Raw genomic sequence first — 13312 nt, 5'->3', positions numbered from 1 at the left:
AATTCGCACTCGCGAATGATCAATCGGAAAGGGCGTCCCTCGGGGCGCCCTTTTTTGGTTCCAAGGACGAGAAATTTAACCTCTGTTGATTGGGTTCGATGACACCTGTTTGCGTATGCAAGTCAGGTCCTGGAAGCCCATTCACGAAGGGTGTTTTTCGGGCATTTGCGCGCATTGCCATTATTTTAGCGCATTTAGTTTTCAATATATCGCCATTGTGACGCGGGCCAATGCACCAAAACCCGTTAGAGGGAGCTTGCAGTTGGAAGTAGTTGATAAAGTTTGGTCGAGGTTTCAATGGTTCTTCACGAGCTATGACTCGCGCCTTGCCGCCTTCTATCTGATTTGCACAATCTTTATGGTTTTCGCCATATGGCTGTATCGCGGCCGGCCGTCAGGTTTCGTAAAGTTTCTGCTGCCCCGCGAAGTCTATTTCCACCGCTCCAACCTCATCGATATTTAAGTTTTTCTGATCAACCTGTTCCTTGGCGCATTGGGGATATTCAGTGCGACCCTCTTCACACCGGTGATTGCGAACTATGTGCTGGATCAACTTGTTTGGTATCAGGGGACTGCATTCCAGCCACTTGATATCACTTGGGGGCGAAGCGCATTGGCGACGCTCATTGTGATCCTGACGTTGGATTTTTGTAAGTACTGGGCGCATTTCATTCACCACGAGAACCGGTTTTTGTGGCCGTTCCACGCCTTGCATCACTCGGCCGAGGTTATGACACCGCTTACGGCCAATCGAAACCACCCGGTCTTTATCCTGATCCGGAACCTGATCTATAGTTTTGTATTGGGCGCTGTTCAGGCCTTGGTGCTGTTCTTGCTCATTGGGAAAATTGACCTGTTGACCATTGGCGGGGCCAATGCGGGCTACTTTATATTCAATCTGTTGGGTGCAAACTTACGGCACAGCCATGTTTGGCTCAGCTACGGACCGGTTTTGGAACACGTTTTCATCTCTCCCGCGCAGCATCAGATACATCACTCCAGAGCCAAGAAACACTTCAACAAAAACTATGGTGAAGTCTTCGCTTTTTGGGACTGGATGTTCGGAACTCTCTATGTGCCGAAGGGCTATGAGGAACTTGATTTTGGGCTTGCGGACGCCACCGGAAAACCGATTGAGCAACCTCACCGGAACTTGAAAGAGGCGCTGTTTCGCCCCTTCGTGGAAAGCTTCGAAGAAGCTACGGGGATTGAGTTCAAAACAGCGCCCCAAGATGTATCGTCCGGTCGGAAATAGCGAGATGACACGCGGTCTGTCCCTTTGGCTGGATGTTTTGCGGGTTGCTGCGACTTTGATCGTGGTTTTGTCCCATCTTGCATATCCACGCTTTACGGGGACCAGCTATGCGTACCTGCGCGATTGGAACGTAGGTAGCGACGCTGTCATCGTGTTTTTTGTCATTTCCGGCCTTGTCATTGCTTATGCGGCGGACCGGGATGGCGCGGGATCTCGATTTGTTTTCAATCGTGCGACTCGCCTTTTTTCAGTTATGGTACCGGCGCTGGTCCTGACACTGGCTTTTGATGCGTACGGTTACGGAATTGACCCCGAGGCGTACCCGGTGCCTTTCTACCAATCGCATCCGACAGGCGAGTTTTTGTTGCGTGGGCTAACGTTTTCGAATGAGTGGTCAACACTTGGGCGTCTCCGCCTGGGCACCAACGGTCCGCTGTGGTCCTTAAGCTATGAGGCGGCCTACTACATCCTGTTTGGCTTCGCGATTTTCACGAAGGGCCTGTCACGCGTCGCGATCTTGATTGTCGTTATCGCGGTCGCAGGGTTGAATATCATGCTTCTGATGCCGGCTTGGCTGATGGGTGTGGGGCTGTGGAAGTGGGTCAAGTCCGGTGGTCCTGCTAATGCTGCACGTTGGGTCGGCTGGCTGTTGGTCCTGCTCGGACCCGCTTGCTATCTTGCCGGCCACCTGTTGGGGGTTCCTGAGCTTTTGGTCGATGCAACAGCCCAGGCGTTCGGGGTGTCGGACGCCCGCTGGGCTCTGGGGTTTTCGGACGAATTCTTGTGGAACTTCCTGATCGGTATCTTTACCGCCATGTTTGTGGTCGGGATCGCAGTTCTGGATCCCAAGAATATGCCGGGGCACCGACAGGTGCGTTGGCTGGCCGGTGCAAGCTTTTCGGTTTACGTGACGCACTACCCAGCTCTGCATCTTTTGGATGCGACGGTCGCGGATGTCGTTGGTCGAGACCTGATACTGCTGTTCGGCTCGCTTGCAATCGGCATTGTTTTTGCCCGCTACTTTGAACGGCCAATAGGACAATTCCGCGAGTGGCTGGCCGGGCCAAAAATGGTGCAAAGATTGAAGGGCAGCCGGGCCACTCACTAAGCCGCATCGAATGTAATCACGCAAGAAAAACGGAACTTTCGGCGTTCTTGAATTTACCTCTCGTCACATGCCGCATCCCTTGTAGTACGCGTGATACCTAATCAAGAACATCAAGGCGGGGTGGGTCCTGCCTTTTGGGTTCAATGAGGATTAGCGATCCGCGAAGGCGGCCGCACCGTCGGCGCCGGCGTTGTGTCGAAAATCATCGAGTAAGGCGGCTCTGCCGACTGGTGGGCGGCAGCTGCTCTGAAAGAGCAATGAGAGCCCACACCGTTGAACTAAAGAAGGTCGTCCCACATCGGGGCGGCCTTTTCTGTGAAGTGTCATGTTACTTGCATTTCGTGTTTCGAATGCCGACTGTGCCTCGAAACAACTTAAAGAAGATTGCCGTTCATGGTTTTAAGAATTCTCTTTGCTTTTGCTTTGGTCTTACCAAGTGCTTCTGCGCTGCAAGCTGAAGAAGATTTTGTCGTTCAGTTGAATACTCGCACATTCTACGCAGGTGAAGACTATTGGGGGTGGGACACCGACACGAACTTTCTTCCGATCAACAGGCTCGATTGGTTGAACGAAATGCTGATGGGAATGCCAATTTTGGACCATACGGTAATCCATATTAAACAGCTTAATCAGGATTCGGATTTTCTTATGTCGCCGACTGGTCCCGGTGGATGGTATACTAATCCAGAGCCCGTGCCAGAGCACTTGAGGCTACCGGGATATACAGTGAATACGGGCGAGGGCAGCGGATTCAGGCTTTTGCATCTCACGCCAAACTCTTCGCCAATACAGTATTCATTGGGATGCACTGCGGAGCGAGGTTCGGAAACTTATGAGTATTGCGGGCTGTCAGCACGCTATCCGCTTGATCCTCGGGTCATTGTGCTGACCCGTATTTACAATCCCCCGTCGATGGACCAATTGGACGCGTTCTTCAAAGACGTCGCTGAGCTTACAGTCGGTATTGCGCTATGTTTGGATATTACAGATAAGAATGAAAAAAACGCACAACAATCAGTGCGTGAATACTTGACCGAGGAGGCTGAAATTCGCTGTGCGGACGGGTTAACGTCTTAAGCTTAAGCCGGGTTTCAGGCGCTGGATTGCGGTGTTGAACTCACGAGTGCGCAACATAAAGCCCTCTAGCCAACTTCCCCCTTGCCAAACCCCACCAACCCCTGTAGATCGCGCGAGTTCTCAATAAGAACATCAAGGCGGGGTGATTCCCGCCTTTTGGGTTCGATGAGGGTTGGCGATGCGCGCTTGTCCTCCTCTCAACCTCAACGCCTGATAAAAGGCTGTTAATATGCAAAGCCAAAACATCCGTATTCGGCTGAAGGCATTTGACTATCGCGTTCTGGATGCCAGCACGCAAGAGATCGTCAACACTGCCAAGCGGACCGGCGCGAACGTGCGCGGCCCGATCCCGCTGCCGAACAAGATTGAGAAGTTCACGGTTCTCCGTGGCCCTCACGTTGACAAGAAATCCCGCGACCAGTTCGAGATCCGTACGCACAAGCGTCTGCTCGACATCGTTGATCCGACCCCCCAGACCGTTGACGCGCTGATGAAGCTCGACCTCGCTGCTGGTGTGGACGTCGAGATCAAACTGCAGTCGTAAGATCGGAGGGTATAGATTATGCGCTCTGGTATTATCGCAAAAAAAGTCGGCATGACCCGCCTGTTCATGGAAGACGGCAAGCAGATTCCTGTGACCGTTCTTCACCTGGACAACCTGCAGGTCGTTGCACAGCGTACCGCTGACAAAGACGGCTACACCGCCGTTCAGCTGGGCGCCGGTGCTGCCAAGGCAAAACGCACCTCGAAGGCCATGCGCGGTCACTATGCCGCTGCCAAGGTCGAGCCCAAGCGTAAGCTGGCCGAGTTCCGCGTCTCCGAAGATGGCCTGATCGAAGTGGGCGCCGAGATTTCGGCAGAACACTTCCTGGAAGGTCAGAAGGTTGACGTTTCGGGTACCTCGATCGGTAAAGGCTTTGCCGGTGCGATGAAGCGCCACAACTTCGGTGGTCTGCGCGCCTCGCACGGTGTTTCGATCAGCCACCGTTCGCACGGTTCGACCGGTCAGTGTCAGGACCCGGGCAAGGTGTTCAAAGGCAAGAAGATGGCCGGTCACATGGGTGCTGCCCGTGTCACCACCCAGAACCTGGAGGTTGTCAAAACCGACGCCGACCGTGGTCTGGTCTTCATCAAAGGCGCCGTTCCCGGACCGAAATCGGGCTGGGTTACCGTCAAGGACGCCGTCAAGAAGAAAGCACCGGAAGGCCTGCCTTTCCCGGCTGCTGTGAAATCGGCTGCAACCGAAGCACCTGCGGAAGAAGCTCCCGCGGAAGGTGGTGAAGCATGAAACTTGATGTAATCAAACTGGACGGCGGCAAAGCCGGCGACATCGAGCTGAACGCCGATCTGTTCGGTCTCGAGCCTCGTGCGGACATCCTGCACCGTGTGGTCCGTTGGCAGCGCAACAATGCGCAGGCTGGCACCCACAAGGTCAAGACCCGCTCGGAAACCAGCTACTCGACCAAGAAGATTTATCGCCAGAAGGGCACCGGTGGCGCTCGCCATGGTGACCGTAACGCGCCGATCTTCCGCAAAGGTGGTATCTACAAGGGCCCGACCCCTCGTTCGCACGGCCACGACCTGCCGAAGAAGTTCCGCAAGCTTGGCCTGCGCCACGCTCTGTCGGCCAAAGCCAAAGCAGGTGAACTGGTTGTGATCGAGAACGCCGAAGCCGAAGGCAAGACTGCCGCTCTGGCCAAACAGGTTGCAAACCTGGGCTGGAAGCGCGCTCTGGTCATCGACGGTGCGACCGTGAACGAAGGGTTCCTGAAAGCGTCCAAGAACATCGAAGGTCTGGATATCCTGCCGTCGATGGGCGCAAACGTCTATGACATCCTCAAGCGTGACACCCTGGTGCTCACCAAAGCGGCTGTCGAAGCACTGGAGGCTCGTCTGAAATGAGCGCGAAGGCAGAACACTACGACGTGATCCGCAAGCCGATCATCACCGAAAAGTCGACCATGGCGTCCGAAAACGGCGCGGTTGTCTTTGAAGTGGCGATCGACAGCAACAAGCCGCAGATCAAAGAGGCCGTTGAGGCGCTGTTTGGTGTGAAGGTCAAGGCGGTGAACACCACCGTGACCAAAGGCAAGGTCAAGCGGTTCCGTGGCCAGCTGGGCCGTCGGAAAGACGTCAAAAAAGCATATGTGACCCTGGAAGAGGGCAACACCATCGACGTGTCCACCGGTCTCTGATCGGACCCGTCTTTGGAGAGAGATAAGGGCCCCCGCGAAAGCGGGGGCCTTTTTTGTTTGACGCGACACTCTCCTTCAAATTGTTGAATGTTTGACTGGCGGGCTCAAACCGCTATCCTTGAGACGATAGTTAATGAGGGGGATTTGATGCTTTTTCGAACCATTTTTGCTGCGTTGACTGCTGCAACAACTCTGCATGCACAAGGGCAACCGATTGTACATGACGGCGAGTACGAATTCCTTCGGGCGCAATTCGGTGATCAATGGGACGCGCAGGATCTCGAAGTCGATGCAAGGCTTGCGGCTATTCGATCAGCCAATAACGACCGCCCACCAAACATATTCTTTGTACTGATAGACGATGTGAGTTTCGGCCTGATGGGCAGCCGGGCAATGAACTATGTGACGGGCTTTGATACCCCGGAAATCAACGATTTCGCCGCTGAGAGCCTTTCTCTCATGCGCATGTATACAGAGCCCTCTTGCACTCCGACAAGAACGGCTTTTTTGACGGGTCGCCACCCGGTTCGTGCCGGGCAGGAAGAAGTGAAAGTTGCCCTGGTCGGCGAAGGGCTGGCGGCAGATGAGGTGACGCTGGCTGAGATCCTAAAGCAATCCGGTTACAATACTGCCCATGTAGGTAAATGGCATCAGGGAGATATTGAGCAGTCGTTCCCGCACAATCAGGGGTTCGATAACGCCTTTTTTCCTGTCCATCAGCAAGTGCAGCTGAGTTTGATGACACCTGAAGCCGCAGCGGCGAGCAATCTAAACGGTTGGCACCGATCTACCCAGTCCGGTGAATTTGCCGTTGACCAACTGTTCAAACCCTATGGGCTTGTGACGGGGTTGGAGGCTAAGGCGGGAGGATTGGCCCGAGAAGTTGACCTCGCTCCGGGTGAAGAATGGACGCAGGCGCATTACGAGCGAATGAATGAACGCTATCAATCCCAAGCCCTGGAGCAACTCGAACTACTATCGAAAGAAGACTCTCCCTTCTTCCTGCAATATTGGCCGCTATATCCGTTGAACTTCACCTATTCCGATCAGCAAACGAGTCGGAATGGTGGCTTCATGGCGGACAAGTTGGAAGTTGTAGATACATGGTTTGGCGAATTGCTGGCCAAGATTGATGACCTCGGTATATCCGAGAACACGCTGGTCATTTTTATGGCGGACAACGGGATTTTCAAACAATACTCGCCGGATTCGGGGATGATGGAGTTGATATATCGCGGTGGTAAAGCTGAACACCTTGAAGGAGGTGTGCGGGTTGATGCTTTTGTCAGATGGCCGGCCGCCGTCGAAGCCGGCAGCTATGCCGGTGACATTATTCATGTCTCAGACCTATACACCACGCTGGCTCGGATCGCGGGAGGCAGTGAACATATTCCGCGCGATCGTGTGATAGATGGGATAGACCAGACCGCATTGCTTTTGGAGGGCGAAGGGAACTCACGCCGAGACTACGTCTATATCTATGAAGGCCCTGTTCTGCGTTCGATTGTTAAGCAGGAATTCAAAATGCACTTGCCGGCGCCCGGTGTGCCTGGCGCTGCAGCGCCGGTTTATAACGTGTTGCGTGACCCTCGTGAATCCACACCTGATATCGGTGGCTCACTCTGGTCCGGCGCGTCCTTTCAGGACATGATGAAAAGGCACCAGAAGATGATCGAAAAGTATCCCCACCTGCCACTGGGCAAAGGTGTGCCCTATGGGGGGATCGAAAATCTGCGGCCCGAAAGTGAGAAAGCCCGGGAAGTTTTTTCAAGCTGGCAGTGAGAACGGGTAAGTGCTTTCGGCCCACTGGGCCATCGGAAAGACGTCAAGACTGCATTATGTGACCCGGGAAGAGGGGAACACCATTGACGTGCCCACTGGTCTCTGATCGAATCCGTCTTTGGAGAGAGGTAAAGGCCCCCGCGAAGCGGGGGTTTTTTTGTTTTGGACATTATTGAGAGTCAGTCTATCAGCTGCCTCCATCTCATTTTGTAGTTTTTAGTGTATGGAGTAGGGTTTTATTTAGACCGGCGCGAATTGTGATGCGGGCGCACGACTAACTTCATCCTATTGCCCTTACATATTTTTTTAGAAAGTTGGAGGAACCCGAAATGCAAATCTCATTCAAAGAATTGGTTTCATTTGGTTCACTCGTTCTCTCTGTGTTTGCACTTGTTTTTTCCACCCAAGCAAAACAGAAGGCACAAGAGCTGGACGAATTGGTGTTTCGGGCGGAAACCGTGCATCAGTTACTAAAAGAAGTGCACGATAACACGACGAATGCTGAGAATGATGAGGACAAGTTGGCAGGCTGTCTTTACGCAGGTGCATTGGCAAAAGCTGAAGAAAGAGTCGTCCAAGAACCAGAGCAACGATTGGTGCTGAGCCTATTTTTGGACCAAGTTGACCGCGGGTTGCTACCGCAAAACTGTGTGGTGGGAACGCTTGAGTTTTTGGAGAACACCGAGCGAGCTGAAGCACCCGATGACGCAGTTACGCAGATTCCGAACACTGATGGACATCGTGAGATCGGAAGCTACCATGCGCTTATCGCCTCTTACCCTGCGGTGGAATCGAGCTGTGATCATGCGACTGATGACGTCAAAGAATTCGCTAAACTCTTAGAGGGCATGGGGTTAAAAGATCGTGATATCTATGTTGCGCGGACAGTCAAATCTAATAGTTACGCTGTTACCGTGGACGCTGGGAACAACAAAGGTCTCGCTGTGGAAATAGTGACCAAAATAAAATCTGTTGCTCCCAGTTCAGTTGATGGAAGAACCGGGCACGATTCCTTTGTGCAAATAAATAGCGATTGGTACATTGACCCAGAATGCACTGCGGCTGCGCAGATTAAGAGCTAACCTAAGCAACGACGTAGAGTTATGGCGGCTTTAGTGTTTGGCTAACCGGATTGCTTCTGCAGAGCGATTTGAAAACTCAGCGTCAGTGTTGCTTGCCGTTTTAGGCTATTTAACTATGGACGAGCCAGCAGGTCTCTGTTACACGCTCCCAATCTTGCGGCCTCGGATTCGTTCCGGGGCCTCTGATATTTGTAACCGGGGACCTTCGGGGCCCTATACCCTTGGCACCTACGGGGGCCTATCACATAGCGGGGAACATCCCTGCACTTGCTAAACGGAAGACAGAAAGCATGGCACTCAAGTCGTACAAGCCGACGACGCCGGGCCAGCGCGGGCTGGTGCTGATCGACCGTTCGGAGCTTTGGAAAGGACGTCCGGTCAAGTCTCTCACTGAGGGTTTGACCAAATCGGGCGGCCGGAACAACACCGGACGGATCACTTCACGCCGCCGCGGCGGTGGCGCAAAGCGTCTCTACCGGATCGTTGACTTCAAACGGAACAAATTTGATGTCGCGGCAACCGTCGAGCGGATCGAATACGACCCGAACCGGACCGCATTCATCGCACTGGTAAAATACGAAGACGGCGAGCAGGCATACATCCTGGCTCCGCAGCGTCTGGCTGTTGGTGACAAAGTCGTGGCATCCGCCAAGGCCGACATCAAGCCGGGCAACGCAATGCCGTTCTCGGGCATGCCGATCGGTACCATCGTCCACAACATCGAGATGAAGCCTGGCAAAGGCGGTCAGATTGCACGTGCGGCCGGTACTTACGCTCAGTTCGTTGGTCGCGATGGCGGCTACGCTCAGATCCGTCTGAGCTCGGGCGAGCTGCGCATGGTCCGTCAGGAATGCATGGCCACCGTTGGTGCCGTGTCCAACCCCGACAACTCGAACCAGAACCTCGGTAAAGCCGGTCGTATGCGCCACAAGGGCGTTCGTCCGTCGGTTCGTGGTGTTGCAATGAACCCGATCGATCACCCGCACGGTGGTGGTGAAGGTCGTACCTCGGGTGGCCGTACGCCGGTTACTCCGTGGGGTAAGGACACCAAGGGTAAGCGTACCCGCAACAAGAACAAAGCGTCCCAGAAGCTGATCATCCGCTCGCGGCACGCCAAGAAGAAGGGACGTTAATCCATGTCTCGCTCTGTTTGGAAGGGTCCTTTCGTCGATGCTTACGTGCTGAAAAAAGCCGAAGCAGCGCGCGAGTCGGGCCGCAACGAAGTCATCAAAATTTGGTCGCGTCGTTCCACCATTCTGCCCCAGTTCGTGGGTCTGACCTTTGGTGTGTACAACGGCCATAAGCATATCCCCGTCAACGTCTCGGAAGACATGATCGGTCAGAAGTTCGGTGAATACTCGCCGACCCGGACCTATTATGGCCACGCCGCAGACAAAAAAGCGAAGCGGAAGTAAGTCATGGGCAAGGAAAAGAACCCCCGCCGCGTGGCTGAAAACGAAGCAATGGCGAAAACCCGCATGCTTCGCACCAGCCCGCAGAAACTGAATCTGGTTGCGCAAATGATCCGCGGCAAGAAAGTCGAGAAGGCTCTGACCGACCTGACTTTCTCGAACAAGCGTGTCGCGCAGGACGTCAAGAAGTGCCTGCAGTCCGCAATCGCGAATGCCGAAAACAACCACAACCTGGACGTTGACGAGCTGATCGTCGCCGAAGCATGGGTTGGCAAAAACCTGGTCATGAAGCGCGGTCGTCCGCGTGCCCGTGGCCGTTTCGGCAAGATCATGAAGCCGTTCTCGGAGATCACCATCAAGGTGCGTCAAGTTGAGGAGCAAGCCTAATGGGTCATAAAGTAAATCCGATCGGCATGCGCCTGCAGGTCAACCGCACCTGGGACAGCCGCTGGTACGCCGACACCAAGGACTACGGTGATCTTCTGCTGGAAGACCTCAAGATCCGTGAGTTCATCAACAAAGAGTGCAAGCAGGCCGGTGTTGCCCGTGTGATCATCGAACGTCCGCACAAGAAGTGCCGCGTTACGATCCACACCGCACGTCCCGGTGTCATCATCGGCAAGAAAGGTGCAGACATCGAAGTTCTGCGCAAAAAGCTTGCTCGTATGACCGACAGCGAACTGCACCTGAACATCGTCGAAGTGCGCAAGCCCGAGCTTGACGCGCAGCTGGTTGCCGAGTCCATCGCTCAGCAGCTGGAGCGCCGCGTCTCGTTCCGTCGCGCGATGAAGCGGTCGGTTCAGAACGCCATGCGCATGGGCGCCCTGGGTATCCGGGTGAACGTCGCGGGCCGTCTGGGCGGCGCCGAAATCGCACGGACCGAGTGGTACCGCGAAGGCCGCGTGCCTCTGCACACCCTGCGTGCCGACATCGATTACGCACATGCCGAAGCGATGACCCCCTACGGGATCATCGGGATCAAGGTCTGGATCTTCAAAGGTGAGATCATGGAGCACGATCCGCAGGCACGTGACCGTAAAGCACAGGAACTCCAGGACGGCCCTGCACCTCGTGGTGCTGGTGGCGGTCGTCGCTAAGGAGGGAAAGATATGCTTCAACCAAAGCGTACTAAATTCCGCAAGATGCACAAAGGCCGGATCAAGGGCGAAGCCAAGGGCGGCTCTGATCTGAACTTTGGCACCTATGGTCTGAAAGCTCTTGAGCCTGAGCGTGTAACTGCACGCCAGATCGAAGCTGCACGTCGTGCCATGACGCGTCACATGAAGCGTCAGGGCCGTGTCTGGATCCGCATCTTCCCCGACACTCCGGTCACTGCAAAGCCGATCGAAGTTCGTATGGGTAAAGGTAAAGGTTCGGTCGACCGCTGGGCATGCAAAGTCAAGCCTGGCCGCGTGATGTTCGAGATCGACGGCGTCAATGACGACATCGCCCGCGAGGCCCTGCGCCTGGCTGCGATGAAGCTGCCGATCAAGACTCGCGTCGTGGTTCGCGAAGACTGGTAAGCGATTGGGGGAAACCCCGTTCGTGACAAGATTTGCCCCCGTCGGGAAACCGGCGGGGGTTTTCGTTTTGTATGGCGCCGCAAATTAGTTCGACGCGACGACAACGCGCACCTAGGCTGACAGCGAACAAATCGGGAGGCTACTATGGTACGACTGCGAAAGAAGGTGTTCGTCAAAGAAGTGATCATCACTGATCAATTGGGGCAATCTTGCAACCCCATCAGCCGCGTCGCCGCATTGGCGGTGGTTCGAAATCCTCTCGCCAGTACTATTGCAGAAGACCTCTCAGAATTGTTCGAGATCGGGGCTTCGCTTGGTGAGGAGCTCGCCAGCGAAGCCATTAAACAGTTGAACGGAGAGCCAGTCTCGTATGGGAAAGCGGCGATTGTCGGCGTGAACGGCGACCTTGAGCAGGGTGGGGCGATTATCCATCCAAAACTTGGTGCGCCGATGCGTACCGCGGCTGGCGGCGGTGAGGCTGTAATCCCTTCGAACGCCAAGCTGGGTGGACCGGGTTGTGCGATTGACCTGCCGCTTGGGCACAAGGACAATCCGTGGTCGTTCGACCATTTCGATACAATGACACTGAACATTCCCGATGCACCAAAACCGGATGAGATCGTGCTGTGCCTCGCCTATGCTGACGGTGGTCGCCCGATACCACGCTGCGGCAAAGGGCCTATCAAGACGTAACCCGCCAACATTGGCTGGCCTTGTCGAAGGGGCTGGGTTATGCCCGGCCTATGGCACAGATTGAATCACTCTTCGTTACCCGTCTTTATCGCGCAGCTCTGTCCGAGTTTGATCCCAAGATCGACACTGAAGAGCTGGAAAGCTCCTGCCTTGTCATCGCCGAGGATGATGAGGCCGGGCAGGAGTGGTGTGAAGAGAATGGCTATCCCGGCTATACCAGCTATGCCTCGCTGACTGATCTGCCCTGGCGGTTTCCAATCTTCGCCGATCTGGTCAAGGCGCTGGATCAGCATGTTGCGGCCTTTGCCAAGGATCTTGAGTTCGATCTGGGCGAGGGTGAGCTGAAGCTGGAAGACCTTTGGATCAACATCCTGCCCGAGGGTGGGATGCATTCCAGCCACCTGCACCCGCACAGTGTAATCTCGGGCACGACCTATGTGGCGATGCCGGAAGGGGCCAGTGCGTTGAAACTGGAAGACCCCCGTTCGGGCCGCATGATGGCCGCGCCGACGCGGCTGAAAGGTGGGCGGCGCGACCTGCAGCCGTTCATCTATATGAAGCCGCAGGTGGGGGATGTGCTGCTGTGGGAAAGCTGGCTGCGCCACGAGGTGCCGATGAACATGGCCGAGGAAGAGCGGATTTCGGTAAGCTTCAACTACAAGTGGGAGTGAGCTTTGCCTCGGATGAGGCAACAGAAAACTTCGCTCCAGTTTAAGTCAGGCAAGAGAGTCCACGAGCGCGCCACAGCCTGTGGACTTCTTTTTGCCTAAGGAGTTTGATCACTTTGCTCCACATTGCTTTTTGGATAGCCGGGCCGTTTTTTTCATTTGGCTAAGGGTTTTTCTTTGAGATTGCCTCAGAGAGTTCATCTCTTGTTCTCGCGATTCACCTAGGTACATCGCCTGGGTCCACAAGGCATATAGTTCGGGGGACATGTTCTGCTTCGCAATCTCGGCCACGCAAATGCACTGGTCGGTAGACATCCCGTTCATGCGATTCTCTGCAACGGCTCTCGAGCAAACGTCCTTCCCGGCATACGTCTGAGCTTGAGTGGAACTGGCAATCAGTGCCAGGGCAGCGGTCCAATACAAATTCTTCATTACTTACCTATGTTTTAACGCATCAAGGGTGCGGGTACAGTGGTGTTGGATTGTGCGCAAGCTTAAGGGGGGCTCTGACGTGTAG

At 54.7% G+C, this 13312-nt stretch carries 16 protein-coding genes; all 16 read left to right on the top strand.

From position 1 onward, the window contains the following. The first annotated feature begins 541 nt into the window (after window positions 1–541). Entirely contained in the window at window positions 542–1255 is a 714-nt protein-coding gene (locus GOX88_RS15740; RefSeq protein WP_217354251.1) for a sterol desaturase family protein, read from the top strand. After that, a complete protein-coding gene (locus GOX88_RS15735) occupies window positions 1233–2363 on the top strand; it encodes an acyltransferase family protein (RefSeq protein ID WP_367648080.1) in 1131 nt (376 codons plus the stop codon). Before GOX88_RS15740 ends, GOX88_RS15735 begins: the two co-directional genes overlap by 23 nt. 393 nt (window positions 2364–2756) lie before the next feature. After that, window positions 2757–3440 (top strand): hypothetical protein, encoded by a 684-nt coding sequence (locus GOX88_RS15730; protein WP_170403715.1) that lies wholly within the window; start codon window positions 2757–2759, stop codon window positions 3438–3440. Between the two features lie 229 nt (window positions 3441–3669). Next, window positions 3670–3984, top strand: a complete 315-nt coding sequence (gene rpsJ / locus GOX88_RS15725; protein ID WP_008756422.1) for a 30S ribosomal protein S10 — start codon at window positions 3670–3672, stop codon at window positions 3982–3984. A gap of 18 nt (window positions 3985–4002) precedes the next feature. Further along, the gene (gene rplC, locus GOX88_RS15720) at window positions 4003–4728 is read left to right on the top strand and encodes a 50S ribosomal protein L3 (RefSeq protein WP_170351686.1); all 726 of its coding nucleotides are present in this window, start codon (window positions 4003–4005) and stop codon (window positions 4726–4728) included. After that, the gene (gene rplD / locus GOX88_RS15715; protein ID WP_068340788.1) at window positions 4725–5342 is read left to right on the top strand and encodes a 50S ribosomal protein L4; all 618 of its coding nucleotides are present in this window, start codon (window positions 4725–4727) and stop codon (window positions 5340–5342) included. Before rplC ends, rplD begins: the two co-directional genes overlap by 4 nt. Continuing rightward, window positions 5339–5635, top strand: a complete 297-nt coding sequence (locus GOX88_RS15710; protein ID WP_008757532.1) for a 50S ribosomal protein L23 — start codon at window positions 5339–5341, stop codon at window positions 5633–5635. Before rplD ends, GOX88_RS15710 begins: the two co-directional genes overlap by 4 nt. A 147-nt stretch (window positions 5636–5782) precedes the next feature. Further along, the gene (locus GOX88_RS15705) at window positions 5783–7417 is read left to right on the top strand and encodes a sulfatase-like hydrolase/transferase (RefSeq protein WP_170403712.1); all 1635 of its coding nucleotides are present in this window, start codon (window positions 5783–5785) and stop codon (window positions 7415–7417) included. Window positions 7418–7746: 329 nt separating this feature from the next. Continuing rightward, window positions 7747–8499, top strand: coding sequence for a hypothetical protein (locus GOX88_RS15700; protein ID WP_170403709.1), 753 nt, complete (start codon window positions 7747–7749; stop codon window positions 8497–8499). 290 nt (window positions 8500–8789) lie between these two features. Next, window positions 8790–9632, top strand: coding sequence for a 50S ribosomal protein L2 (gene rplB, locus GOX88_RS15695; protein ID WP_008757664.1), 843 nt, complete (start codon window positions 8790–8792; stop codon window positions 9630–9632). Between the two features lie 3 nt (window positions 9633–9635). Further along, window positions 9636–9914, top strand: a complete 279-nt coding sequence (rpsS, locus tag GOX88_RS15690) for a 30S ribosomal protein S19 (protein ID WP_010437056.1) — start codon at window positions 9636–9638, stop codon at window positions 9912–9914. Between the two features lie 3 nt (window positions 9915–9917). Then, window positions 9918–10298 carry a 50S ribosomal protein L22 gene (rplV, locus tag GOX88_RS15685; protein ID WP_039538267.1) on the top strand — a complete coding sequence of 127 codons (381 nt, stop codon included), beginning with the start codon at window positions 9918–9920 and terminating at the stop codon, window positions 10296–10298. Then, window positions 10298–11008, top strand: coding sequence for a 30S ribosomal protein S3 (gene rpsC, locus GOX88_RS15680; RefSeq protein ID WP_008758042.1), 711 nt, complete (start codon window positions 10298–10300; stop codon window positions 11006–11008). Before rplV ends, rpsC begins: the two co-directional genes overlap by 1 nt. A gap of 12 nt (window positions 11009–11020) precedes the next feature. Next, window positions 11021–11434 (top strand): 50S ribosomal protein L16, encoded by a 414-nt coding sequence (gene rplP, locus GOX88_RS15675; protein ID WP_085823145.1) that lies wholly within the window; start codon window positions 11021–11023, stop codon window positions 11432–11434. Between the two features lie 144 nt (window positions 11435–11578). Further along, window positions 11579–12127, top strand: a complete 549-nt coding sequence (locus tag GOX88_RS15670; RefSeq protein ID WP_170403706.1) for an amino acid synthesis family protein — start codon at window positions 11579–11581, stop codon at window positions 12125–12127. Between the two features lie 50 nt (window positions 12128–12177). Further along, window positions 12178–12798: a 2OG-Fe(II) oxygenase family protein gene (locus tag GOX88_RS15665; RefSeq protein WP_170403702.1), complete on the top strand. Its 621-nt coding sequence runs from the start codon at window positions 12178–12180 to the stop codon at window positions 12796–12798. The last annotated feature ends 514 nt before the right edge of the window (window positions 12799–13312 follow it).

The organism is Ruegeria arenilitoris (genome assembly GCF_013030985.1).
GTDB lineage: Bacteria > Pseudomonadota > Alphaproteobacteria > Rhodobacterales > Rhodobacteraceae > Ruegeria > Ruegeria arenilitoris_B.
This window is presented reverse-complemented; position numbering and strand designations above follow the sequence as displayed.

Excerpts from the sequence above, each read along its gene's own strand:
- GOX88_RS15735 (WP_367648080.1), top strand. The coding sequence starts at position 1,233 with ATGTATCGTCCGGTCGGAAATAGCGAGATGACACGCGGTCTGTCCCTT.
- GOX88_RS15730 (WP_170403715.1), top strand. The coding sequence starts at position 2,757 with ATGGTTTTAAGAATTCTCTTTGCTTTTGCTTTGGTCTTACCAAGTGCT.
- rpsJ (WP_008756422.1), top strand. The coding sequence starts at position 3,670 with ATGCAAAGCCAAAACATCCGTATTCGGCTGAAGGCATTTGACTATCGC.
- rplC (WP_170351686.1), top strand. The coding sequence starts at position 4,003 with ATGCGCTCTGGTATTATCGCAAAAAAAGTCGGCATGACCCGCCTGTTC.
- rplD (WP_068340788.1), top strand. The coding sequence starts at position 4,725 with ATGAAACTTGATGTAATCAAACTGGACGGCGGCAAAGCCGGCGACATC.
- GOX88_RS15710 (WP_008757532.1), top strand. The coding sequence starts at position 5,339 with ATGAGCGCGAAGGCAGAACACTACGACGTGATCCGCAAGCCGATCATC.
- GOX88_RS15705 (WP_170403712.1), top strand. The coding sequence starts at position 5,783 with ATGCTTTTTCGAACCATTTTTGCTGCGTTGACTGCTGCAACAACTCTG.
- GOX88_RS15700 (WP_170403709.1), top strand. The coding sequence starts at position 7,747 with ATGCAAATCTCATTCAAAGAATTGGTTTCATTTGGTTCACTCGTTCTC.
- rplB (WP_008757664.1), top strand. The coding sequence starts at position 8,790 with ATGGCACTCAAGTCGTACAAGCCGACGACGCCGGGCCAGCGCGGGCTG.
- rpsS (WP_010437056.1), top strand. The coding sequence starts at position 9,636 with ATGTCTCGCTCTGTTTGGAAGGGTCCTTTCGTCGATGCTTACGTGCTG.
- rplV (WP_039538267.1), top strand. The coding sequence starts at position 9,918 with ATGGGCAAGGAAAAGAACCCCCGCCGCGTGGCTGAAAACGAAGCAATG.
- rpsC (WP_008758042.1), top strand. The coding sequence starts at position 10,298 with ATGGGTCATAAAGTAAATCCGATCGGCATGCGCCTGCAGGTCAACCGC.
- rplP (WP_085823145.1), top strand. The coding sequence starts at position 11,021 with ATGCTTCAACCAAAGCGTACTAAATTCCGCAAGATGCACAAAGGCCGG.
- GOX88_RS15670 (WP_170403706.1), top strand. The coding sequence starts at position 11,579 with ATGGTACGACTGCGAAAGAAGGTGTTCGTCAAAGAAGTGATCATCACT.
- GOX88_RS15665 (WP_170403702.1), top strand. The coding sequence starts at position 12,178 with ATGGCACAGATTGAATCACTCTTCGTTACCCGTCTTTATCGCGCAGCT.